At 71.1% G+C, this 23095-nt stretch carries 21 protein-coding genes; 17 read left to right on the top strand and 4 right to left on the bottom strand.

Features of this window, described 5'->3' with window-relative positions; all coding sequences use genetic code 11:
* Genes manD through KSO98_RS04585 form a run of 4 tightly spaced genes read right to left on the bottom strand, consistent with a single transcriptional unit; the run spans nt 1 to nt 5107 of the window.
* The gene (gene manD, locus KSO98_RS04600; protein ID WP_225283782.1) at nt 1-1221 is read right to left on the bottom strand and encodes a D-mannonate dehydratase ManD; all 1221 of its coding nucleotides are present in this window, start codon (nt 1219-1221) and stop codon (nt 1-3) included.
* On the bottom strand, nt 1218-2600 hold the full coding sequence (locus KSO98_RS04595; RefSeq protein ID WP_225283780.1) for a mannitol dehydrogenase family protein: 1383 nt from the start codon (nt 2598-2600) through the stop codon (nt 1218-1220). Before KSO98_RS04595 ends, manD begins: the two co-directional genes overlap by 4 nt.
* Nucleotides 2597-4009: a glucuronate isomerase gene (uxaC, locus tag KSO98_RS04590; RefSeq protein WP_225283778.1), complete on the bottom strand. Its 1413-nt coding sequence runs from the start codon at nt 4007-4009 to the stop codon at nt 2597-2599. The genes KSO98_RS04595 and uxaC overlap by 4 nt, the downstream gene beginning before the upstream one ends.
* 18 nt (nt 4010-4027) lie before the next feature.
* Nucleotides 4028-5107 (bottom strand): LacI family DNA-binding transcriptional regulator, encoded by a 1080-nt coding sequence (locus tag KSO98_RS04585; RefSeq protein WP_225283777.1) that lies wholly within the window; start codon nt 5105-5107, stop codon nt 4028-4030.
* Between the two features lie 151 nt (nt 5108-5258).
* Here KSO98_RS04585 and KSO98_RS04580 point away from each other — a divergent pair, with 151 nt between their 5' ends.
* From KSO98_RS04580 to KSO98_RS04500, 17 genes are all read left to right on the top strand, one after another.
* Nucleotides 5259-6182: a PfkB family carbohydrate kinase gene (locus KSO98_RS04580; RefSeq protein WP_225283776.1), complete on the top strand. Its 924-nt coding sequence runs from the start codon at nt 5259-5261 to the stop codon at nt 6180-6182.
* A 182-nt stretch (nt 6183-6364) separates the two neighbouring features.
* Complete coding sequence (glnA, locus tag KSO98_RS04575; protein WP_225283775.1) at nt 6365-7708, top strand: type I glutamate--ammonia ligase; 1344 nt, start codon at nt 6365-6367, stop codon at nt 7706-7708.
* A gap of 10 nt (nt 7709-7718) precedes the next feature.
* Nucleotides 7719-8366: a type 1 glutamine amidotransferase gene (locus KSO98_RS04570; protein ID WP_225283774.1), complete on the top strand. Its 648-nt coding sequence runs from the start codon at nt 7719-7721 to the stop codon at nt 8364-8366.
* A complete protein-coding gene (locus KSO98_RS04565; RefSeq protein ID WP_225283773.1) occupies nt 8366-11287 on the top strand; it encodes a bifunctional [glutamine synthetase] adenylyltransferase/[glutamine synthetase]-adenylyl-L-tyrosine phosphorylase in 2922 nt (973 codons plus the stop codon). The genes KSO98_RS04570 and KSO98_RS04565 overlap by 1 nt, the downstream gene beginning before the upstream one ends.
* 255 nt (nt 11288-11542) lie before the next feature.
* Entirely contained in the window at nt 11543-12313 is a 771-nt protein-coding gene (locus KSO98_RS04560) for an MlaE family ABC transporter permease (protein WP_225283772.1), read from the top strand.
* Nucleotides 12313-13173 carry an ABC transporter permease gene (locus KSO98_RS04555; protein WP_225283771.1) on the top strand — a complete coding sequence of 287 codons (861 nt, stop codon included), beginning with the start codon at nt 12313-12315 and terminating at the stop codon, nt 13171-13173. Before KSO98_RS04560 ends, KSO98_RS04555 begins: the two co-directional genes overlap by 1 nt.
* A 5-nt stretch (nt 13174-13178) precedes the next feature.
* Nucleotides 13179-14342 carry an MCE family protein gene (locus tag KSO98_RS04550; RefSeq protein ID WP_225284145.1) on the top strand — a complete coding sequence of 388 codons (1164 nt, stop codon included), beginning with the start codon at nt 13179-13181 and terminating at the stop codon, nt 14340-14342.
* Nucleotides 14342-15448: an MCE family protein gene (locus KSO98_RS04545; protein WP_225283770.1), complete on the top strand. Its 1107-nt coding sequence runs from the start codon at nt 14342-14344 to the stop codon at nt 15446-15448. Before KSO98_RS04550 ends, KSO98_RS04545 begins: the two co-directional genes overlap by 1 nt.
* Nucleotides 15448-16461: an MCE family protein gene (locus tag KSO98_RS04540; RefSeq protein ID WP_225283769.1), complete on the top strand. Its 1014-nt coding sequence runs from the start codon at nt 15448-15450 to the stop codon at nt 16459-16461. Before KSO98_RS04545 ends, KSO98_RS04540 begins: the two co-directional genes overlap by 1 nt.
* A complete protein-coding gene (locus tag KSO98_RS04535; RefSeq protein WP_225283768.1) occupies nt 16461-17675 on the top strand; it encodes an MCE family protein in 1215 nt (404 codons plus the stop codon). The genes KSO98_RS04540 and KSO98_RS04535 overlap by 1 nt, the downstream gene beginning before the upstream one ends.
* 2 nt (nt 17676-17677) lie before the next feature.
* Nucleotides 17678-18997 (top strand): MCE family protein, encoded by a 1320-nt coding sequence (locus KSO98_RS04530; protein ID WP_225284144.1) that lies wholly within the window; start codon nt 17678-17680, stop codon nt 18995-18997.
* Complete coding sequence (locus tag KSO98_RS04525; protein ID WP_225283766.1) at nt 18994-20292, top strand: MCE family protein; 1299 nt, start codon at nt 18994-18996, stop codon at nt 20290-20292. Before KSO98_RS04530 ends, KSO98_RS04525 begins: the two co-directional genes overlap by 4 nt.
* Nucleotides 20289-20819 (top strand): Rv1363c family protein, encoded by a 531-nt coding sequence (locus KSO98_RS04520; protein WP_225283764.1) that lies wholly within the window; start codon nt 20289-20291, stop codon nt 20817-20819. Before KSO98_RS04525 ends, KSO98_RS04520 begins: the two co-directional genes overlap by 4 nt.
* On the top strand, nt 20816-21361 hold the full coding sequence (locus KSO98_RS04515) for a hypothetical protein (protein WP_225283763.1): 546 nt from the start codon (nt 20816-20818) through the stop codon (nt 21359-21361). The genes KSO98_RS04520 and KSO98_RS04515 overlap by 4 nt, the downstream gene beginning before the upstream one ends.
* An 86-nt stretch (nt 21362-21447) precedes the next feature.
* Nucleotides 21448-21927: a pyridoxamine 5'-phosphate oxidase family protein gene (locus tag KSO98_RS04510; RefSeq protein ID WP_225283762.1), complete on the top strand. Its 480-nt coding sequence runs from the start codon at nt 21448-21450 to the stop codon at nt 21925-21927.
* A gap of 23 nt (nt 21928-21950) precedes the next feature.
* Entirely contained in the window at nt 21951-22148 is a 198-nt protein-coding gene (locus tag KSO98_RS04505) for a ferredoxin (protein ID WP_225283761.1), read from the top strand.
* 4 nt (nt 22149-22152) lie between these two features.
* Nucleotides 22153-23094, top strand: a complete 942-nt coding sequence (locus tag KSO98_RS04500; protein WP_225283760.1) for an SDR family oxidoreductase — start codon at nt 22153-22155, stop codon at nt 23092-23094.
* Nucleotide 23095 lies beyond the last annotated feature (1 nt).

The raw sequence follows: 23095 nt of genomic DNA, 5'->3' as shown, positions 1-23095 counted from the left end.
TCACCAGTGGAACATCGTCCCGTCGCGCAGCCGGTTCACCGGCAGCGAGGCGGGCTTGTACGGGTACAGCGCCGCCTTCTCCAGATCGATGTCGACGCCCAGGCCCGGCTCCTCGGAGGCGTACATCAGGCCGTCCTCGAAGCGGTAGGAGTGCGGGAAGACCTCGTCGGTCTCCGGGGTGTGCGGCATGTACTCCTGCAGCCCGAAGTTCGGGATCGCGGTGTCGACCTGGAGCGCGGCGGCCAGGCAGACCGGTGAGAGGTCGGTGGCGCCGTGCGAGCCCGAGCGGATGTCGTAGAGCGCGGCCAGGTCGAAGATCCGCCGCAGATGGGTGATGCCGCCGGCGTGGACGACGGTGGTGCGGATGTAGTCGATGAGCCGCTCGGTGATCAGCGTCTGGCAGTCGTAGATCGAGGAGAAGACCTCGCCGGTCGCGATCGGGGTGGTGGTGTGGTGACGCAGGTGCCGGTAGCCGTCCTGCATCTCGGCGGGCACCGGGTCCTCCATCCAGGTGAGGTGGAAGGGCTCGAGCTCCTTGCCGAGTCGCGCCGCCTCGTTGGGGGTGAGCCGGTGGTGCACGTCGTGCAGCAGTCGCGGCGTCGGCCCCAGCTCGCGCCGGGCCACCTCGAAGAGCGAGGGGACGTGCGCGAGATACGCGTCGGTGTCCCACACGTTCTCGGTCGGCAGCGCGGCGTCGGCCGGCTCGTAGGCGTGCGCACCCGCCGCCGCGACGCCGCCGATGCCGTACGTCGAGTCGAGCCCCGGGATCGAGGACTGGAGGCGGACCGCGCGATAGCCGCGGGACAGGTAGCCGGCCGCGGCCTCGACGGTCTCCTCGACGGTGGCTCCCGAGGCGTGCCCGTACACGGTGATCCCGTCGCGTGCCCGCCCGCCGAGCAGCTGGTAGACCGGCAGGCCGGCGACCTTGCCCTTGATGTCCCACAGGGCGGTGTCGACGCCGGCGATCGCGGTCATCGTGACCGGCCCGCGACGCCAGTACGCACCGCGGTAGAGGTAGTGCCAGATGTCGTCGATGCGCAGCGGGTCGCGTCCGATGAGCTGGGCGGCGAGGTGGTCCTGGAGGTAGGAGGCGACCGCGAGCTCGCGGCCGTTGAGGGTCGCGTCGCCGACGCCGGTGACGCCGTCGTCGGTGGTGATCCGGACGGTGACGAAGTTGCGGCCCGGACAGGTCACGATGACCTGGACGTCGGTGATCCTCATCGGGAGAGCTCCTCGGTGTGCGCGGTGATGGCGGCGACCAGCTCCTGGTCGTCGGCGAGTCGGGGGTCGAGTGCGGCGAGCACCCGGGGGACGGCGTCGGCGGTGCGGCCGGTCGACAGCGCGACCAGCTCGTCGGCGCGCGGGTCGCTGACCGGAGCCCCGGCGCCGCGCAGGTGCGCGATCCAGGCGCCGAGGACGCGGGCGCCGGCGGTGTCCGTCCGTCCGGCGAGGCGCTCGGCCAGGAGCGTCGGCACGATCCGTACGGGCAGCTTCTGCGAGCCGTCCATCGCGATCTGGGACAGCAGGTGCCGGATCGCCGGGTTGGCGAACCTCTCGGCCAGCGCCACGCGGTAGCCGGCCAGCGCCTCGGCCGGCAGGGTGAGGTGGTCGCCGGCCTCGTCCCACCACGCCTCGACCCACGAGCGGCAGCGCGGGTCGGCGATCGCCTCCGCGACGGTGGTGTGGCCCAGCGCGCTGCCGGCGTAGGCGAGCAGCGAGTGCGCGCCGTTGAGCAGCCACAGCTTGCGCGTCTCGTACGGCGTGACGTCCTCGACGAACCTCGCGCCGGCGGCCTCCCATGCCGGGCGCCCACCGGGGAAGTCGCCGGCCAGGGTCCACTCGGTGAAGGGCTCGGTGACCACCGGGCAGGCGTCGTCGCGTCCGGTCGCCCGGCGCACCGCCTCGATGTCGGCCGGCGTGGTGCGCGGGGTGATCCGGTCGACCTCGGTGCTGACGAAGGAGACGTGCGCGGTGATCCAGGCGGGCAGGTCGCGATCGCCGCCGGCGGCGGCCTCCGCGGCCAGCTCCAGCACGACCCGGCGCACGACCTTCCCGTTGTCGGGCAGGTTGTCGCACGGCACGATCGCCAGGGCCCCGCCGCCCGCCCGAGCCCGGGCGGCGAGGCCGGCGACCAGACGGCCGGGGACGGACCGGCACGCGCGAGGAGGGTCGCGCTGCAGGTCGGCCAGATCGGCCTTCACATCCTCGGCTGCGAGGTCGAGTCCACCGGCCGGGCCGCGGCGATAGGCCGACTCGGTCACGGTGAGCGTCATCAGCCGTACGCCGGGATCGGCGACGGTCGAGATCCAGGAGTCGGTGTCGCCACCGGCGTAGGCGCGCGCCACCGAGCCGACCACGGTGGCCTCGTCGCCGCCGGGCGCCCGCTGGAGCAGCGTGTAGAGCCCGTCCTGGCGCTGCAGCTGCTCGGCGAGCCCGGAGCTGCGCCCGGTGAAGGCGGCGTAGCCCCATGCGTCGGCGTCCGGCGCCAGTGCGGTGTAGACCGCCTGGTGGGCGCGGAAGAAGGCGCCGAGGCCCAGGTGGACAGCGGCGATCGGCGGGGCCACGTGGCCGGTCGCGGCGCGGGTCAGGGGGCGGCTCACAGCCGGAACGCCTTGCGTGGCTGCTCGGCGACCAGGGCCACCGCGGTCTCCAGCGCCTCGTCGAGGTCGAGGCGGTGCTCGGCGACCAGGCCCGCCAGGTAGCCGGCGTCGAGGCGCCGGGCCATGTCGTGCCGGGCAGGGATGGAGCAGAAGGCGCGGGTGTCGTCGATGAAGCCGGAGGTGCGGCTGAAGCCGATCGTCTCGGTCACCGCCGCGCGGAAGCGCCGGATCGCGTCCGGGGCGTCGAGGAACCACCACGGCGCGCCCACGTAGACCGACGGGTAGAAGCCGGCCAGCGGCGCCAGCTCGCGCGACCAGACCGTCTCATCGAGGGTGAAGAGGATGAGCCGCAGGTCGGGGTGGGTGCCGAAGCGCTCCAGCAAGGGCCGCAGGGCCGCGGTGAACTCGGTGGTCTGCGGGATGTCGCAGCCGATGTCCGTCCCGTACGTGTCGAACGAGGCGGTGTGATGGTTGCGGTACGAACCGGGGTGCAGCGTCATCACCAAGCCGTCGTCGCACGACATCCGGGCCATCTCGAGGAGCATGTGGCGGCGGAAGGCGAGCGCCTCGGCGGGGGTCGCCGTGCCGGCCAGCGCGGCGGCATAGATGCGCGCGGCCTCGGTCTCGGCGAGCGTCTCGACGACGGCGTCCGCGTGCCCGTGGTCGGTCGAGACCGCCCCGTGGGCGATGAAGTGGCGCCGTCGTGCCTCCAGCGCGGCGAGGTAGCCGGCGTAGTCGCCGGTCTCGATCCCCGCGACCTCGCCGAGGCGCGCGACGTCCGTACGCCAGGTGGCGCGCTCGGGCTCGAGGTAGCGGTCGGGGCGGAACGTCGGCGCCACCCGGGCGCCGAACGTCGGGTCGTCGGCCAGCGCCCGGTGCGCGGCCAGGTCGTCGCACGGGTCGTCGGTGGTCGCCAGGAACTCGATCCCGAACCGCTCGAGCAGCGCCCGCGGCCGGAACTCCGGGCGCTCGAGGCAGGCCGCGATCCGGTCGTAGAGCGCATCCGCGTTCTCCGCGGACGGGCGCTCAGCGACCTCGAAGATCTCACCGAGCTCGGCCTCCAGCCAGAACCGCACGGGGGTGCCGGCGAAGAGCGACCAGTGCTTGCACAGCAGCCGCCAGACCGCCCTCGAGTCGGCCTCGCTCAGCGGTCCACGGCCCACGCCCAGGTCTGCCAGGGCGACACCGTTGGCGTGCAACAGCCGGGTCACGTAGTGATCGGGGGTGACCAGCAGCGAGGCGGGGTCGCCGAACGGCGCGTCGTCGGCCAGCAGCGACGCCGGCACGTGCCCGTGCGGCGAGACGATCGGCAGGTCCCGCACCGCGCCGTAGAGCTCACGGGCGACGGCCCGGACGGAGGGATCGCTGGGCAGCAGCCGGTCGGGGTGCAGTCGCAGCGGGCTCGGCATGCCGCCATCGAACGTGACTCAGTCGGGCGACGGCAATCGGTTGCCGGGAGTTGTCGCGGACTCTCGCGGCGCCGGCGACGTGACGCTCCGCCACGCTCGGCGGCGGGTCGGCGCGGCACCGGTCGAGCCCCGTGCGTACAGCCGGGTCGGGAGCGCGAGGGGACGCCCGGTCGTGGGGCTCGCGCCGCCGATCAGGGCGAGCAGGTTGTGCACCGCCATCGAGCCCAGTGTGCGCAGCGGGGGAGCGACGCTGGTGATCTCCGGGGAGGTCAGCTGGGTGACGAAGATGTTGTCGAAGCCGACCACGCTGACGTCCTGCGGCACCCGTGCCCCGAAGGAGACGAGGCGGCGGATGAAGCCGATCGCGAGCAGGTCGTTGTACGCGATCACGGCGCTGGTGCGGTGGTCGCGGAACTCCTCGGCCGCCTGCCGCCCGCCGGTCGCGGTCGGGGGATACGGCCCGACCCGGCGTACCTGCACCTCGTGCTCGGCGGCGTAGGAGCGCAGCGCGCGCCACCGCATCGCGTTGACCCACGCCGCGTCCGGGCCTGAGAGGTAGGTGATGTGGCGGTGGCCCAGCCCGACGAGGTGGTCGACGGCCTGGCGTACGGACATCGCGTGGTCGGCGACCACGTGCGGCACGTCGGTGATGTCGCGGTTGATCACGATCAACGGCCGCTGCTTGGCCACCATCCGGATCGCACTGTCCGACATCCGCGTGCTCGCCAGCACGATCCCCTCGACGGTCGGGATCGCCCGCTCGATCGACTCCCGCTCGCGGGTCACCGACTCCTGCGCGTCCGACAGCAGGGTGGTGTAGCCGCGCTCCGCCGCCGCGTCCTGGGCGCCGCGGATGATCTCGAAGTAGTACGGGTTGGTGATGTCGGCGGTGGCCAGCGCGATCATCGACGTCTGCCCGGTAGGCAGCGCGCGGGCCAGCGGATTGGTGCGATAGCCCAGGGCGGCGGCCGTCGCGCGGATCATCGCAGCGGTGTCCACGTTGACCCGATCGGGCCGGGAGAAGGCTCGCGACACCGTGGACGGCGCGACGCCCGCCGCTCGGGCGACGTCGTAGATCGTCGGGGTCTTGTCGCTCATGATGCCTCCGAGTCGGCACGGCGGTCGTGGCGCGTTCTGGCGCGGATGACGGGGACGCTACGGCGTGCGGCAACTCCCGGCAACCGCTTGCCGTCAGGTCCTGGCGGCTGGATCAATGGTGCCATCGAGTCCCAGGCAAAGGAGCGCAGTGATGTCCCGCGATGTGGTGGTGGTCGGCGAGATCCTCGTGGAGCTCGCCTCCGACGCCGCCCTCTCCGATGGCGTTCCGCTCACCCTCGGCGTCTCGGGTGATGCGCTCAACGCGGCGGCCGCCTCGGCGGCGGCCGGAGCGCGCACGGCGATCCTGACGCGGATCGCCGACGACGAGCTCGGTGACGTGATCGAGGAGCGCCTCGGCGTGCTCGGGATCGACACCTCCCTCGTGCGCCGGGTGTCCGGCCAGCAGGGGGCGTACGTCGTGCACGCCGACCCCACCGGCGGACGTGAGTTCGTCTACCTGCGCCGCGGTAGCGCGGGCTCCACGATCGGCCCCGACGACGTCGCCGCAGGGGGGCTCGAGTCGGTCGGCGCGGTCCTGACGTCAGGTGTCACCGCGGCGCTCTCGGCCTCGGCGCGGGCGGCCGTGGTGGAGGTCGCGAACCGGGCCGCGTGCCTGGTCTACGACCCCAACTACCGGCCGCGGCTGACCACCTCCGAGGAGGCGGCCGGCGTGCTGCGGATGCTCGCGCCCCGGGCCCGGGTCGTCACCCCGGCGGCGCCGGGGGAGTCGTCGGTGCTGCTCGACACGGTCGACCCGCACCAGGCCGCGCGGATCCTGCTCGGTCTCGGCGCCGAGGCCGCGGTCGTCACCCGCGGTGCCGACGGCGCGGTGGTGGCGGACGCGGACGGCGTCCGGGACCTGCCCGCCGTGCCGGCGGTCCGGCTCGTCGACCAGACCGGCGCCGGTGACTCCCTCGCGGGCACGCTCACCGCACGGCTCGTGCTCGGGGACACGCTGGACGAAGCCGTACGACTCGGCATGTCAGCCGCGTCGCTGGTCCTCGGAGGCCGTGGCGGCACCGGGCTCGTGCCGAGTCTGGAGCAGATCCGCGCGCACCTCGCTGCGGCGATGTAGCGCTCCGTCAGCGCAGCTGCCGGGCCGGCTTCGAGACCTGCGCGCGGAGCAGGCTGTTGGCAAGCCGGGTCTCGCACGTAGCGCAAGAGATGCGGGCCGTGGTCCCGCATCGGCATACGACGCGCGCCCAACTACGGAGGACTTCGCATGGCGTCGGGGGTCGTCCCACTAGGCTCACGCCCATGGGTAAGCAGGAGGACTTCGTCCTGAGGGCGCTCGAGGAGCGCGATGTCCGCTTCGTGCGGTTGTGGTTCACCGACGTGCTGGGCTTCCTCAAGTCGGTGGCGGTGGCGCCGGCCGAGCTCGAGGGGGCGTTCGCCGAGGGCATCGGCTTCGACGGGAGCGCGATCGAGGGCTTCGCCCGCGTCACCGAGTCGGACATGCTCGCGCTGCCCGACCCGAGCACCTTCCAGCTGCTGCCGTGGCGCGACCAGGGCCCCGGCCCGTCGACCGCCCGCATGTTCTGCGACATCGTGATGCCCGACGGCAGCCCCTCGTACGCGGACCCGCGCTACGTGCTCAAGCGCACCCTCTCGAAGGCGGCGGAGAAGGGCTTCACCTTCTACACCCACCCCGAGATCGAGTTCTACGTCTTCAAGAACGAGCCGAAGGACGGCGAGGAGCCGATCCCGGTCGACTCCAGCGGCTACTTCGACCACACCACCCAGGCGCTCGGCGCCGACTTCCGGCGCGAGGCGATCACCTACCTCGAGGCGATGGGCATCTCGGTCGAGTACTCCCACCACGAGGGCGGCCCCGGCCAGCAGGAGATCGACCTGCGCTACGCCGACGCGCTCTCGACGGCCGACAACATCATGACCTTCCGCACGGTCATCCGTGAGGTCGCGCTCAGCCAGGGCGTATGGGCCACCTTCATGCCCAAGCCCTTCACCCAGCACCCCGGCTCGGGCATGCACACCCACGTCAGCCTGTTCGAGGGCGACACCAACGCCTTCTACGAAGCGGGTGCCCAGTACCAGCTGTCGAAGACCGGCCGTCAGTTCATCGCCGGCGTGCTCAAGCACGCCCCGGAGATCAGCGTCGTCACGAACCAGTGGGTCAACTCCTACAAGCGGATCGTCGCCGAGGGCGAGGCTCCGGCCTTCATCTCGTGGGGGCACAACAACCGCTCCGCGATGATCCGGGTCCCGATGTACAAGCCCTCCAAGGGCCAGTCGACCCGCATCGAGATCCGGACGCTCGACCCCGCCTGCAACCCCTACCTCGCCTTCGCGGTCATCCTCGCGGCGGGCATGAAGGGCATCGAGGAGGAGTACGAGCTCCCGGCCGAGGCCGAGGACGACGTGTGGGCCCTCACCGACCGCGAGCGCACCGCGCTCGGGATCGACGCTCTGCCGCGCGGCCTCGACGAGGCGATCGCGGTCGCGGAGAAGTCCGAGCTGCTCGCCGAGACCCTGGGCGAGCACGTCTACGACTTCTTCCTGCGCAACAAGCGCGCCGAGTGGGCCGAGTACCGCGCGCAGGTCAGCGCATTCGAGCGCAGCCGGATGCTGCCCGTCCTCTAGGACGTCTGCGATGGCGCGCGTCCTGGTCGTCGTGAGCGACGACGCCCACTCGATCGGCCCGATGGCCGGTTGGCTGGGCGAGACCGGGTGCGCCGTGGACGAGCGCCGTCCGTACGACGCCGACACGATCCCCAGCCCGCGGGCCTACCACGGGCTGATCGTGCTCGGCGGCGAGCTGCAGGAGTCGGGGGAGTCGCGGGTGTCGGACGAGGCCCCCTGGCTCGCAACCCTGCGTGACCGGATCCGGGAGGCGGCCACACTCGGCGTGCCGACGCTCGGCATCGGGCTGGGGCACCAGCTGGCGGCCGTCGCGCTCGGCGGGAAGGTCGCCCCCAGCCCGTACGGCGAACTGCGCGGCCTGCTCGAGATCGGCTGGGGCTGCGAGGTGCTGCTCGACCCGCTGTTCGACCGGATCGCCGGTGACAGCCGGGCGCGGCACGCCACCCGCGAGATCGTCACCACGCTGCCTCCCGCCGGGGTCGCGCTGGCCCAGACCGAGAACGGTGAGATCCAGGCCGCGCGCCTGGCCGATACGGTCTGGGGCGTGCAGTTCCACCCCGAGGACAGTGGCCCCGACGAGGACTGGCAACCGCTGACCTGGGCCTTCGCCCGGCTGGTCCGCGGTCGCGCCGGCGCCCGCGGGGAGCTCTGGGAGTGATGGCGCCCAGAGTCGCCACCACGAAGGGCACCCTGCTGCGGCTCGGTTTCGATGAGACCGACGCCGCGCTCGCCGCCCTCACCGGCCTGCCGGTGCCCGAGGAGCTGCTCGCCCTCTTCGGGCGCACGGCCGACCCCGACCTCGCGCTGGCCGCCCTGGTCCGGCTCGCCGATGCCGTCGACGACAGCGCGGCGCTGCTCGAGGAGCTGGCCGACGACGAGGGCACCGCGATGCGGCTGCTCACCGTCCTCGGCGCCTCCGAGGCCCTCGGCGACTACCTCGCCCGCCACCCCGAGCACTGGCGCGACCTGTGCGACCCGGAGCTGGGCTCGACCCGGCCGGCGGCGTACTTCCTGCGCGACCACCTGCTCGCCGCGGTCGAGGGGCTCGGCCCGGCCGAGGCCCGCGACGCCCTCCGTGTCGACTACCGCCGGCTCCTGCTCCGCCTGGCCGCCCGCGACCTCGGCCACGAGATGGGCGTCGACGACGTCGCCGCCGAGCTCTCCGACCTGGCCGCCGGCACGCTCGAGGCCGCGCTGCACATCGCCCGCCAGGAGGTCGACCGCGCCGATGAGGTGCGACTCGCGGTGATCGCGATGGGCAAGTGCGGCGCCCACGAGCTCAACTACGTCTCCGACGTCGACGTGATCTTCGTCCACGAGGGTCCCGACGACGTCGCGGCCAAGCTGGCCAGCACCCTCATCCGGATCTGCTCGGAGCACTCCCGGGAGGGCACGATCTGGCAGGTCGATGCCAACCTGCGCCCCGAGGGCAAGGCGGGCGCCCTGTCGCGCACGCTCGCCGGGCACGTCGCCTACTACGAGCGCTGGGCGTCGACCTGGGAGTTCCAGGCGCTGCTCAAGGCCCGCCCCGTCGCGGGCGACCACGAGCTCGGCCGGGCCTACATCGAGGAGCTCTCGCCGCTGGTGTGGAAGGCGGCCGAGCGCGACGGCTTCGTCGCCGACACCCAGGCGATGCGCCGCAGGGTCGTCGAGCACATCCCGAGCCGAGACGCCGACCGTGAGCTCAAGCTCGGCGTCGGGGGCCTGCGCGACGTCGAGTTCGCCGTCCAGCTGCTCCAGCTGGTGCACGGGCGCGCCGACCCCTCGCTGCGGGTGCCGACCACGCTGTCCGCGCTCACGGCGCTCACCGACGGCGGTTACGTCGGGCGTGAGGACGGCGAGGCGCTGCACGCCGCGTACACTTTCCTGCGCTCCCTGGAGCACCGCATCCAGCTGCGCCGCCTGCGTCGGACCCACATGGTGCCGCGCGACGAGGAGTCGCTGCGCACCCTCGGTCGCTCGATGGGCCTCTTCCGCGACCCCGCCGCCTCCCTGGAGAAGCGGCTCGCCGAGGAGCGCCGCGAGGTCAGCCGGCTGCACCAGAAGCTCTTCTACCGCCCGCTGCTCGCCGCGGTCGCCCGCATCCCCGGCACCGAAGCCCGGCTCTCGCTCGCGGCCGCGGAGGAGCGGCTCACGGCTCTCGGATACGCGGACCCGGCCGCTGCGCTGCGCCACCTGGAGGCGCTCACCGGAGGGGTCTCGCGCACCGCGACCATGCAGCGCCACCTGCTGCCCGTGATGCTCCAGTGGTTCGCCGACGGCGCCGACCCGGACATGGGTCTCTTCGGCTTCCGCCGGATCAGCGAGGCCCTCGGCGACACGCCCTGGTACCTGCGCGCACTGCGCGACGAGGGGCTGATCGCCGAGCGCCTCGCCCGCGTGCTGTCGACCTCGCGCTACACGACGGCGTTGCTGGAGCGCGAGCCCGAGGGCGTACGGATCCTCGGCGGCGACCTCCACCCGACCCCGGTCGAGGCGCTGCTCGCCGAGATGCGCGGCGCCGTCGACCGGCACACCGACCTGGGTGCCGCGATCCATGTCGTGCGCGGCATCCGGCGCCGTGAGCTCTTCCGGATCAGCGCCGGCGAGCTGGCGGGCGTCCTCGACGTCACCCAGGTCGGCGAGGCGCTGGCGCACCTCACCGACGCGGTCATCGAGGCGACCCTCGGGGGAGCGCTCGCTGAGATCACGGCCGCACGCGGGCTGACCGAGGCCCCGACCCGGATGGCGATCATCGCGATGGGGCGCTACGGCGGCTTCGAGCTGTCGTACGCCAGCGACGCCGACGTGCTCTTCGTCCACCAGCCCGCCGAGGGCGCGTCCGCGGAGGAGGCGGCGACATTCGCGCGGGCGGTCGCCGAGCGCGTCCGTGCGCTGCTCAACTCGTCAGGTCCCGACCCGGCGCTCGTGCTCGACGCCGACCTGCGTCCCGAGGGCCGGCAGGGCCCGCTGGCGCGCACGCTCGACTCGTACGCCGCCTACTACGCCCGCTGGTCGGACGTCTGGGAGGCGCAGGCGCTGCTGCGCGCCGACGCCGTCGTCGGCGATGAGGACCTGCGGAAGGACTTCACCGCGATGATCGACCGGCTGCGCTACCCCGCGGGCGGGCTGCAGGAGCGCGACATCCGCGAGGTGCGCCGGATCAAGGGCCGCGTCGATGCCGAGCGGCTGCCGCGCGGTGCCGATCCGGCGACCCACCTCAAGCTCGGGCGCGGCGGCTTGGCCGACATCGAGTGGACGGTCCAGCTGCTCCAGATGTGCCACGCGCACGACGTCGAGGGACTGCGCACGCCGCGCACCCTCGAGGGCCTCGATGCCGCGTTGGAGGCGGGGCTGATCACCTCCGAGGACGCCGAGGCGCTCGGCACGGCCTGGCGCCGCGTCAGCCGGACGCGCAACGCCATCACCCTCGTGCGCGGCAAGCCCTCCGACCAGCTCCCGAGCAACGTCACCGAGCGCCGCGCGGTGGCCTCGATCCTCGGCTACGCCCCCGACGCCAGCGACGAGATGGTCAACGACTACCTGCGTGCCACCAGACACGCCTACGCGATCGTCGAGCGGGTGTTCTGGGGCATCTGAGCGCGGAAGCATGGAACGACGTCGCCCTTCCGTCCGGGTGCGTTGACCGAGACCTCGCCTCGCCACAGCGCCGCCGGCCCTCCTCGGAGGCCGGCGGTGCTGCTCAGTCCTGGACGTCTGACCAGCGGTCAGGGGCATCACCTTCGGCCGAACACGTCGTTGGGCGGTCAGGTCGTTGCTTGCAGAACTGAAACATGTTCTACTTGCGGCGCTGGTGAGCCCGGTCACAGAACCGCCGACGCGAAGAGGTGCGATATGCCGCAGGTGAGCTCGCTCGTGCGTGGCATGGGCGGCATCGGACTGATGACGGTCGAGGTCGCCAGAGCGACCTTCACGACGCGGTTCCAGACCCGCGAGTTCCTCGAGCAGGCCTGGTTCATGACCAGCGTGACGCTGATGCCGACGATCCTGGTCAGCATCCCGTTCGGCGCGGTGATCTCGCTCCAGGTCGGCAACCTGACCGGCCAGCTGGGCGCGCAGTCCTTCGCCGGCGCGACCGCCGTGCTCGCCGTCGTCCGGGAGGCGGCCCCGATCGCGGCTGCCCTGATCATCGCCGGCGCAGCGGGCTCGGCCATCTGCTCCGACATGGGCGCGAGAAAGATCCGCGAGGAGATCGACGCCCTCGAGGTGCTGGGCATCGACCCCGTCGTCCGGCTCGTCACCCCGCGCGTCCTGGCCTGCGTGTTCGTCTCGATGATGATCAACGGCATCGTCATCGCCACCGGCATCGCGGGCGGCTACTTCTTCACCGTGATGGTCCAGGGCGGCTCCGCCGGCGCCTTCCTGTCCAGCTTCAACGCACTGGCCACGCTGCCCGACCTCTACATCTCGATGATCAAGGCGGCCCTCTTCGGGTTCCTCGCCGCGATCGTCGGCGCCCACAACGGCCTGCGCGCCGCCGGCGGCCCGAGCGGCGTCGGCCGCGCGGTCAACGAGTCGGTGATCGTCGCGTTCATGTTGCTCTTCGTGCTCAACTCGGTGATCACGGCGGTCTACTTCCAGGTCGTGCCGCAGGACGGTCTGTGATGAGTGCCGTCACCACCCTGGGCCAGACCGTGGGCACGGTCGCGGGCTCGATCGTTCGGGAGCGCCGCAACCGGATCGAGCAGCTCGGCGACCAGCTCCTCTTCTACATCAAGGCCCTGGCCTGGACGCCGCGGGCGATCACCCATCACCGCCGCGAGATGTTCAACATCCTCGCCGAGGTGGCCTTCGGCGCCGGCGCGCTCAGCATGATCGCCGGCACGGCGGGCGTCATCGCGTTCATGGCGTTCTTCGCCGGCACCGAGGTCGGCATCCAGGGCTACGCCTCGCTCAGCCAGATCGGCGTCGCGAAGTTCACCGCCTTCATCTCCGCCTACTTCAACACCCGCGAGGTCGCCCCGCTCGTCTCCGCGATCGCCCTCGCCGCGACCGTCGGCTGCGGCTACACGGCCCGTCTCGGCGCGATGCGGATCAGCGAGGAGATCGACGCGCTCGAGTCGATGGGCATCCCGTCGCTGCCCTACCTGGTCACCACCCGGATGGCGGCCGGGTTCATCGCGGTCATCCCGCTCTACGTGATCGCCCTGTGCGCCTCGTACCTGTCGCCGCGCCTGATCACGACGCTGCTCTACCACCAGTCGGCGGGGACCTACGACCACTACTTCATCGCGTTCCTGCCGCCGGTCGACATCCTGTGGTCGTTCCTGAAGCTCGTCGTGCTGGCGGTCGCGGTGATCCTGATCCACTGCTACTACGGCTACACCGCCTCCGGTGGACCTGCGGGCGTCGGCCGCGCGGTCGGCCAGGCCATCCGCACCTCCATCGTCACGGTCGTCGTCGCGGACTTCTTCCTCAGCTTCGCGATCTGGGGCTCCACCACGACGGTCCGGATCACCGGGTAGTGGCGATGCTGGTCGGGGCCCAACACGACTCGCGTGCGGAGCACAACAAGCTCTTCGTCGCGGGGATCGGCTACGTCGTCATCATGGCGCTGCTGATCGGTCTCGCCATCGCGGTCTACCAGAAGGCCTTCACCTCGGTGACCTGGGTGACGATCAAGGCCGACCGGGCCGGCCTGCAGCTGCCGAAGTTCGGCGACGTGCGGATGCACGGGGTGATCGTCGGCCAGATCCGCGGGGTCAGCCAGGACGGGCACCAGGCCGTGATCAAGCTCGGCCTCGATCCCGGCCAGGCCGAGCAGATCCCGAGCAACGTCGACGCCGAGATCCTGCCGACCACCCTCTTCGGGCAGAAGTACGTCCAGTTCGTCGACCCGCCCACGCCGGCCGCCGGCGGCCTCCGCGACGGCACCGTGATCCCCGCGGACCGGGTCCGCACCAGCGTCGAACTGGAGTCGGTGCTCGCCCGGCTGTTCCCGATCCTGCAGGCCGTGCGCCCGCAGGACCTCAACAGCACGCTGACCGCGCTGTCGACAGCGCTGCAGGGCAACGGCGACCGGCTCGGCGCGACCATCACCCAGCTCAACGACTACCTCACCACCATGAACGTCCACCTGCCGACCCTGACCAGCGACATCAAGGCGTTCGCCGACGTCGCCCACACCTACGATCTGGCCGCGCCGGATCTGGTGCGGATCCTCGACAACGCGACCGTGACGGCCAAGACGGTCACCGCCAAGCAGGACCAGCTCAAGGGACTGTTCAGCAGCGTGACGGGTCTGTCGTACTCGACGACGGCGCTGCTGCACGACAACGAGGCGAGCATCGACACCGAGTCGCAGCTCGCTGTCCCGTTGGTCAAGCTGCTCGCCGACTACTCGCCCGAGTACCCCTGCCTGCTCAAGGGGCTCGACCTCTACACCAAGAACCTCAACGAGATCTTCCGCAACAGCCGGGTCAGCCAGACGATGACGCTCGGCGGCTCGCAGAAGCCCGCCTACACGCGCGCCGACCGCCCGGAGTACGGCGCGATCGGGCACGGCCCCTGGTGTGCCGGGCTGCCCGACATCGCGTACGACAAGATCCCCAAGTCGCCCCACCTGGATGCCCCGATCAAGGACGGCACCGAGGACGACCCGGCCCAGCACCCCGACATCATGAGGCTGAAGTGATGACCGGCCTCTCGAGTCGCAACATGGTGACCGCCACGGCCGCCGTGAAGCTCGGCATCTTCACGCTGACCTCGGTGATCGTCACCGGGATGCTCGCGATCATCATGGGCCACCTCGGCGGCGGCGGTCAGCACACGTACAGCGCGATCTTCACCAGCGCCAGCGAGCTCAAGAAGGGTGACGACGTCCGGGTCGCCGGCGTCTCGGTCGGCTCGGTTCGCGACGTCCAGCTCTACGACGGCGATCAGGCCAAGGTGACCTTCCGGGTCGAGAACGGCGTCCCGATGACGACCGCCTCCGGGGCCCAGATCCGCTACCTCAACCTGGTCGGTGCCCGCTACCTCGCGCTCACCCAGAGCAGCACCGCCGACGCCGGCGCGAAGGGCGCGCCGCTCAAGCCGGGCGCCACGATCCCCGTCGCGCAGACCACTCCGGCGCTCAACCTGACCGAGCTGTTCAACGGGTTCCAGCCGCTCTTCCAGGCGCTCAACCCCCAGGACGTCAACGACCTGTCGCTCAACCTGATCAAGGTGCTCCAGGGGGAGGGCGGCACCATCGCCAGCGTCCTGCAGCAGACCGCGTCGCTGACCAGCACGCTCGCGGACCGCGACCAGCTCATCGGGGACGTGATCACGAACCTCTCCGCGACGCTCAAGACCGTCGACGACCACCACACCCAGCTCTCCCAGCTGCTCACCCAGCTCAGCGGGTGGATGGGCGACCTGGCCAGGGACAAGACGACGATCGGCGACTCGGTGCACCAGATCGGCGACCTCAGCGGGCAGCTGGCCACGCTGCTCACCGACGTGCGCCCCGCGACCAAGACCGACATCGCCCAGCTGCGCCGGATCGTCACGACCCTCAACAAGCCGGAGAACCAGGCCCTGATGGACGACACCCTCAAGCGGCTGCCCAAGACGCTGCAGGCGCAGGTCCGGATCGGCACCTACGGCAGTTCGTACAACTACTACCTCTGCGACCTCGACGTCGTGATCAAGCTGCCCTCGCTCGGCAAGATCCTGGACGACTCGCCGGTGATCAAGGCACTGCAGAAGGCGCTCAGCAGCGTCGCCGTCTACTCCACCGCGAAGCGGTGTGATGCCTGATGGCCACCTATTCCGACCGGAAGCTGATGCGCGCCGGGGCCGCCACCGCGGTGGCGCTCGCCCTCGCGATGGTGCTCGCCTTCAACCTGCAGAAGCTGCCCGGGATGAAGGGCACCACCTATCACGCCCGCTTCGCCGACGCGAGCGGTCTGCATACGGGCGACCGCGTCGAGGTCGCCGGTGTCCGGGTCGGGCGGGTCGACAAGATCACGATCAACACCTCCGGCGGCGGGGCCAGCGTCGATGTCGCCTTCTCGGTCAAGGACGCCAAGCTCGGCGAGGACACCGAGGCCTCCATCGAAGTGCTCAACCTGCTCGGCGAGAAGTACCTGCGCCTCGAGCCCGGCACCACCGCCCACGACGACGGCGCCTACCTCGATGCCGGCGCGACCATCCCGCTCGAGCGCACCACCGCCGGCTACGACATCGTCGGCACCCTCGACCAGCTCACCGAGACGACCGGGAAGATCGACACCGATCAGCTCGGCACCGCGCTCAACACCGTCGCCACCACGGTCAACCAGGCGGCGCCGCAGGTGCGGGGCAGCTTCGAGGGGCTGGCCCGGCTCTCGCAGACCATCGCCTCACGCGACGACGACATCGACCAGCTGCTTCAGCACGCCCACCACGTCGTCGACCTGATCAACCAGCGCAAGGGCGATCTGGTCGGGCTGATGAAGCAGGGCGACCAGATCTTCAAGGAGCTGATCCAGCGCCGCGACGACATCCACGCCCTGCTCGTCAACGCCGGCTCCCTCGCCGACCAGCTGCGCGGCCTGGCCCGGGACAACGAGAAGCAGCTCGGCCCGGCGCTCGACGAGCTGGACCGGGCGATCACGTTCCTCAACGACCGCAAGCAGCAGATCAGCGACACGATCAAGTACTACGGCCCGTACGCCTCGATCCTGGTCAACATCATCGGCACCGGTCCGTGGTTCGACGCCTACGTCCCGAACTTCGCCAGCCTGGCCACCGGGGAGTTCGTGCCCGGCCGACGGAAGGGGCTGGACTGATGCCCGCACCGAAGATGGCGCCGATGGAATGGATCCGTGCCCTGACGCCGTGGCGGGTCGTCGCGATCGTCGTCGCGCTGCTGCTGGTCGCGGCCGGCGTGAGCGCGGTCGGCGGAGGCAGCGGCACCCGCACGGTGACCGCGCACTTCTCCCAGGCGACCAGCATCTACCAGGGCTCCGACGTCGACATCATGGGCGTCCGGGTCGGCAAGGTGACCAAGGTCGTGCCCGACGGCGACAGCGTCACCGTGACGATGGAGTACGACGCGACGTACCACCTGCCCGCGGACGTGAAGGCGGCGATCGTGACCCCGACGCTGGTCGCCGATCGCTTCGTCCAGCTGGCCCCGGCGTACACGGGCGGCGCGATGATGGCCGACGGCGGCGACATCCCGAAGGCCCGGACGGCGGTGCCGGTCGAGATGGACGAGATCTACAAGTCGGTCGCCGACCTCACCGACGCGCTCGGCCCCAACGGCGCCAACAAGAACGGCGCGCTCAACAACGCCCTCAAGGCCGGCGCCGACGCGCTGCAGGGCAACGGCAAGCTCGGCAACCAGATGCTGGCCAACGTGTCGCAGGTCCTGAAGACGTTGGACGACAACTCCAGCAACCTCTTCGACACCCTCGACGGCCTCAACGGCATCACCACCACGCTCCAGAAGAACGACCCGACGGTGCAGCGCTTCATGACGCACCTCGCGCAGGTCTCCCAGGAGCTGTCGGGGGAGAGCGGCGACCTGCAGAAGGCGTTGGCCGCGATCGCGGACGCCGTCGACATCACAGGTCGGTTCGTGCGCGACAACAAGGACAGGCTCACCGGTGGCATCTCGGACCTGACCACCACGCTGAAGGTGGTCGCCGACCAGAAGCAGAGCCTGGCCGACGTGCTCCAGCTCGCTCCGCTCGGGCTCGCCGACCTGGCCGACTCCTTCGACGCCGGGACGGGCACCGAGGGCATCCGGCTCCAGCTCGGGCCGACCGGCATGGACCTGCCGGGGCTGCTGTGCGGGATCGTGACCAACGACCGGATCCCCAACGCCCCGCTGGTCTGCAAGCTCTTCAAGCTGCTCGTGCCCGACACCGCCGCGACCACCGTCGGGGCGGGCCTGACCAACGCGCTCAGCGTGCCCTCGCTGGTCACCAACGGCACCAGCACGCTCGGCGGCCTGGCCGCCCAGGTGCAGGGCCTGATCTCGGGGACGGCGAAGTGACGATGCTCAAGCGCTGGCTCCTGGCCCTCCTCGCCGTCGCCCTCGTGTCCGGCTGCGGGATGCAGGCGTACGACCTGCCGCTGCCCGGCAAGGTGGTCAAGGCCAGTGACGGCTACCAGGTCACCGCCGACTTCGCCGACGTCGTCGACGTGGTGCCGCGCACCCTGGTGATGGCCAACGACGTCGCCGTCGGTCAGGTCGACGACGTCAAGCGCGTCGGTTGGCACGCCGAGGTGACGATGACGATCCGCAAGGACATCGTGCTGCCCGCCGACGCCGTGGCCGACGTACGCCAGACCAGCCTGCTGGGGGAGAAGTACATCTCCCTCAGCGCGCCCGGCGGCGACACCGTGAAGAGCGCCGGCCGGCTCGCCGACGGCGCCCACATCGCGCTCGACTCGACCGCCCGCAACCCGGAGGTCGAGGAGGTGCTCGGCGCGCTCTCCTCACTGCTCGCCGGCGGCGGCGTCGGCCAGCTCAAGACCATCAGCACCGAGCTCAACAAGATGATGGACGGGCGGACCGAGGACATCCGGGCCGTGCTCACCCAGGTCAACACCCTCGTCGGGACGCTGGACAAGTCCAAGGACGACATCGTCGCCGCGATGACGCAGGTCGACCGGCTGACCGCCACCCTCAACCACGAGAAGTCCACGATCGGCGACGCGCTCGACTCGTTCGGGCCCGCGATCACGGTGCTGCACCAGCAGCACCACGACCTGATGAACATGCTCCAGGGCCTGGACAACCTCGGCACGATCGCGACCCGGGTGATCAACCGCAACGGCAAGCAGCTCACCACGATCCTCGACGACCTGCGGCCCACCCTGACGAAGCTGGCCGACGCCGGCGACTCCCTGCCGCGGGGCCTGATGATGGCGGCCAGCTTCCCGTTCCCGAAGCAGGCCGAGACGCTCGCGAAGGGCGACTACTCCAACGCGCTGTTCCACATGGAGTTCGACCTCGGCAAGCTGCTCAACGGCCTGGCCACGGGTGGCGACACCGGTCTGCCGCAGGTCCTGCAGCTGTGCAGCACGTACTCCAGCGACTGCAACCAGCTCCAGCCCCTGGTCAAGACCCTGTGCAAGCTCACCGGGCTCGACTTCGCGTGCTCGATGGTGGGCAAGGCCAGCGTCCTGCCGAGCACCAGTAAGGGCTCGAAGGCCGCGACCGTGCCGCCCCGCACGTCACCCGGTGCCGGAGCGCCCCTGCTCGGGCTCACCGGTGGCCTGCTGGGCGGAGGCTCGAGCGGCACCTCCAGCGGTGGCATCGGCGGCCTGGCCGACTCCCTGCTCGGCGGGATCCTGGGAGGCTCGAGATGACGCGGGGCGTACGGATCAGGCTGCTCACCTTCGCGGTGCTGGCCGCCGTCGGGATCGTCTACGTCGCGGCCGCGTACCTGGGGGTCGTCGACAAGGTCCTGGGGCGCGGGTACGCCGTGGCCCTCGACCTGCCGGCCTCCGGCGGGCTCTACGTCGGCAGCGAGGTCGACTACCGCGGCGTCAAGGTCGGCAAGGTGACGGCGATGACGCTGACCCGCAAGGGCGCCCGCGCGACCCTGCAGCTCCAGCCCGGCACCCACATCCCGCACGACGCGCAGGTGCGGGTGCACAACCTGTCGGCGGTCGGCGAGCAGTACCTCGACTTCCTGCCCACCGCATCCGAGGGGCCGTACCTGGACGGCGGCGACGTGCTCACCGCCGGCGCGGACGCGTTGCCGGAGTCGACCGACGACCTGCTCACCAAGATCAGCGGTTTCGCCGACTCGGTCAACGCCCACGATCTCCAGGGCTTCGTCAAGGAGACGGGCGACATGTTCCGCGGCAACGCGAAGAACCTCCGCACCCTCGTCGACTCCGGCGCGGGCCTGATCGACGAGGCCAGCAAGCACGAGGACAGCACCATCTCGCTGCTCGACAGCGGCAAGCAGGTGCTCGCCACCCAGCAGGCCCACGCCGACGACATCCGTACGTTCGCCGCCGGGCTCGCCGGCGTCACCCAGGCACTGCGGGCCTCCGACCCGGACCTGCGCTCGATCCTGCAGGGCGGGCCCACCGCCGTCGACCAGGTGCAGTCGCTGGTCGAGGGGCTGCAGCCGCTCTTCCCGCTCTTCATCACCAACCTCGCCACCGTCAACCAGGTCCTCACCGCGCGCCTGCCCGAGATCGAGCAGACCCTGGTGACGTTCCCGCTGATGGCGGCCAACGGCTTCGTCGGCACCCCCGGCGACGGGTACGGCCACCTCAACATGCAGCTCACCTACACGACCCCGGTCTGCACCAAGGGCTACATGCCGCCCAAGGACTGGATCCCGGGCGCCCAGCTGACCGATCCGCGGCCGTACTTCCACGCGAAGTGCACCGATCCTCGGGCCCAGCCCGGCTACGCCGGTCCCGACCCGATCAACCAGCGCGGCGCGAACATGGCGCCGCCGGCGGCGAGCATCGACTACCCGCTGCGGCTGGGGTCGTACGATGCCGTGACGGGGACCACAGATCTCGGGAACGGGAGGACGGTAACGGTGACACCAGACAACGGCGGCGGACCGCTCTCGGTCCTCGACAGCTATGCGGCCATGCTGAGTGGAGTCTCCGGGCCTGGAGCAGGCGCCGAGTGATCACGAGGATCAACGCGGCGCTGGCCGCTCTGCTCGTGCTTGCCCTCATCCTGCTCGCAGTGGTGCTCATCGGCGGCAGTCGCGTGCTGCCGTGGACCACGGACGCCGAGAAGCGCGTCGACGCGTACGCCGACGTCCAGGCGGCCGCGACGCGCTCGGTGCTCGCCTTCCTCGACGTGGACTACCACCACATGGAGCAGAAGCAGCAGGCGGTCGAGGACCTCTCGACGGGCTCCTTCAAGGAGCAGTACGCGGGCACCGCGGTGACGCTCAAGGCCGCGGCCGAGCAGGCCAAGGCCGTCTCCAAGGGCGACGTCCGCTGGGTCGGGCTGCGCTCGGTCAAGGGCGACACCGCCACCGCGATGGTCGCCGCGAACGTCGTGGTCAGCAACGCCTCCACCACCAAGCAGAAGGCGACCGACGCGTGCCCGCACGCCGGTGCGGCGTGCGACAAGTATCGGTTCGTGGTCACGCTGACCCGCACCGGCGATGGCTGGAAGATGTCGGACCTGGCAGGTGTGTCATGACGCCCCGACGGTTGACCGCGCTGCTCGCGTTCCTGCTCCTCGTCGCCCTCGTCGGCACCGGGTACGCGGTCAAGCGCGCCAACGACTCCCAGGTCGCGCCGGACGGCGAGCTCGCCTCCTCCGCCGTGCGCGCGGGGATCATGGCCCAGGCCGGCTCGATGACGACCACCGCGATGTCCTACCGCGCCGCCGAGGCCGAGGCCGACATCGCCGCCGCCGAGAAGCTGATGACGCCGGCGATGCGCAGGAAGTACGAGGCGGACCTGCCGGCGCGGAGCCAGCGTGCCGAACAGGCCAGGATGAAGGTCACCATCAAGGCGACGGTGGCCTCGCTGTCGGACAGCAAGAAGGCGTGCGCCTCCGACGACTGCGCCGTCTCGATCGTCTCGGCCACCGAGGACCGCGCCCGCGTGCTGGTGTTCGTCAACCAGAACGCCACCGCCGCGAGCACCACGCACTCGGTGGCCAGCCCGCAGTGGGAGCTGCTCACCCTGGTGAGGCGCGACGGCACCTGGCTGATCGATGACATGGCGTCGGCCTGACTGCTAGGGTAGAACACGTTCTAGTATTGGTGATGGTGCGGGGTTATCGCCGCGTTCATCACTGGATTCGATGCGAGGGGAGTGCAGTGGCCACGGGACGAGACTCCGTACGTCTGAGCGATGAGGAGCTGGCCGCGTTCCTGGCCGAGCAGATGAAGGTCCAGGTGGCCACCGTCGGACCCGACGGCGCGCCGCACCTCACCACGCTCTTCTACGCGCTCGACGAGGCCGGCCGGATCACGTTCTGGACCTACGGCTCCTCGCAGAAGATCACCAACCTGCGCCGCGACCCGCGCGTCAGCGCGCTCGTCGAGGACGGCCAGGACTACTTCGAGCTGCGCGGTGTCAGCATCCGCGGCACCGCGCGACTGGTCGAGGAGTACGACGAGATCCGCGTGCTCGGTGCGCGGGTGATGACCCGGATGTCCGGCGGCGTCGACCTCGGCGAGCTCGGCGACCAGATCCTCGACAAGCAGGCGACCAAGCGGGTCGGCGTGGTGATCGAGCCCGAGAAGGTCGCCAGCTGGGACCACCGCAAGATGTCCGCCCTGCCCGGCCAGGGCTGAGTGGCAGAGTCAAGGAGAGTGTGATGGCCAAGATCAGCGTCGACTGGGACCTCTGCGAGTCCAACGGCATCTGCGAGGCGATGGCCCCTGACGTCTTCGAGCTGGACGACGAGGACCTGCTCCAGATCGAGGACCCGGCCGTCACCGACGAGAACCGCGAGCGCGTCGAGCGCGCGGTCGCCGGGTGCCCGCGGGCCGCGATCAGCATCGTCGAGGGCTGAGCGCGTGGGCGTCTCCTTGGACGGCAGGGTCGCCATCGTCACCGGTGCCGGAGCGGGTCTCGGTCGCGCCGAGGCGCTCGCGCTCGCCGGTGCCGGGGCGCGCGTCGTGCTCAACGACCTGCCAGGCGGCGCCGACGGCGTCGCCGACGAGATCCGGGCGCTGGGCGGCGAGGCTGCGCTGGCGCCGGGCGACGTGAGCCAGCGGGCGACCGCTGACCTGATGATGTCGACCGCGCTGGATCGCTTCGGGCGCCTCGACGTCGTGGTCAACAACGCCGGCATGACCCGCGACAAGATGCTCTTCAACATGACCGACGAGGAGTTCGACGCGGTCATCGCGGTGCATCTGCGGGGCCACTTCCTGATCTCTCGGAACGCCGGCGCCTACTGGCGCGACCAGGCCAAGTCCACGGGTGCGCCCGTCGATGCCGCCGTGGTCAACACCGCCTCCGAGGCGTTCCTCTCCGGCCCGCCGGGGCAGCCCAACTACGCCGCCGCCAAGGCCGGCATCGCCGCGCTGACCGTGTCGACCGCGCGGGCGCTCGGGCGCTCCGGCGTCCGGGCGAACGCGATCTGCCCCCGTGCGCGCACCGCCATGACCGCGGCGGTCTTCGGCGCGGACGAGTCGGGCGCCGCGATCGATCCGTACAGCCCCGACCACGTGGCCCCGCTGGTCGCCTACCTCGCCTCGCCGGCCGCTGCGAACATCACCGGCCAGGTCTTCGTCGTGTACGGCGGGATGATCGCGGCCATCGCCGCGCCCACCGTCGCGCAGCGCTGGGACCTGGGCGTCGACGCCGCCGGCGCGGCCACCTGGGACCTCGAATCGCTCGACCAGCACGTCGGCTGCTGGTTCGCCGACCGTGACCCCCGTGTCGGCTTCGCCGCCGACGCGATCATGCACCTCACGCCCGCCACACTCGCCCACTCGAACGCCGGGAGCTGAC

This window comes from Nocardioides nematodiphilus (assembly GCF_020216525.1).
Taxonomy (GTDB): domain Bacteria; phylum Actinomycetota; class Actinomycetes; order Propionibacteriales; family Nocardioidaceae; genus Nocardioides; species Nocardioides nematodiphilus.
Note: the sequence above shows the minus strand (reverse complement) of the source record. Positions and strands in the feature narration are given on the sequence as shown.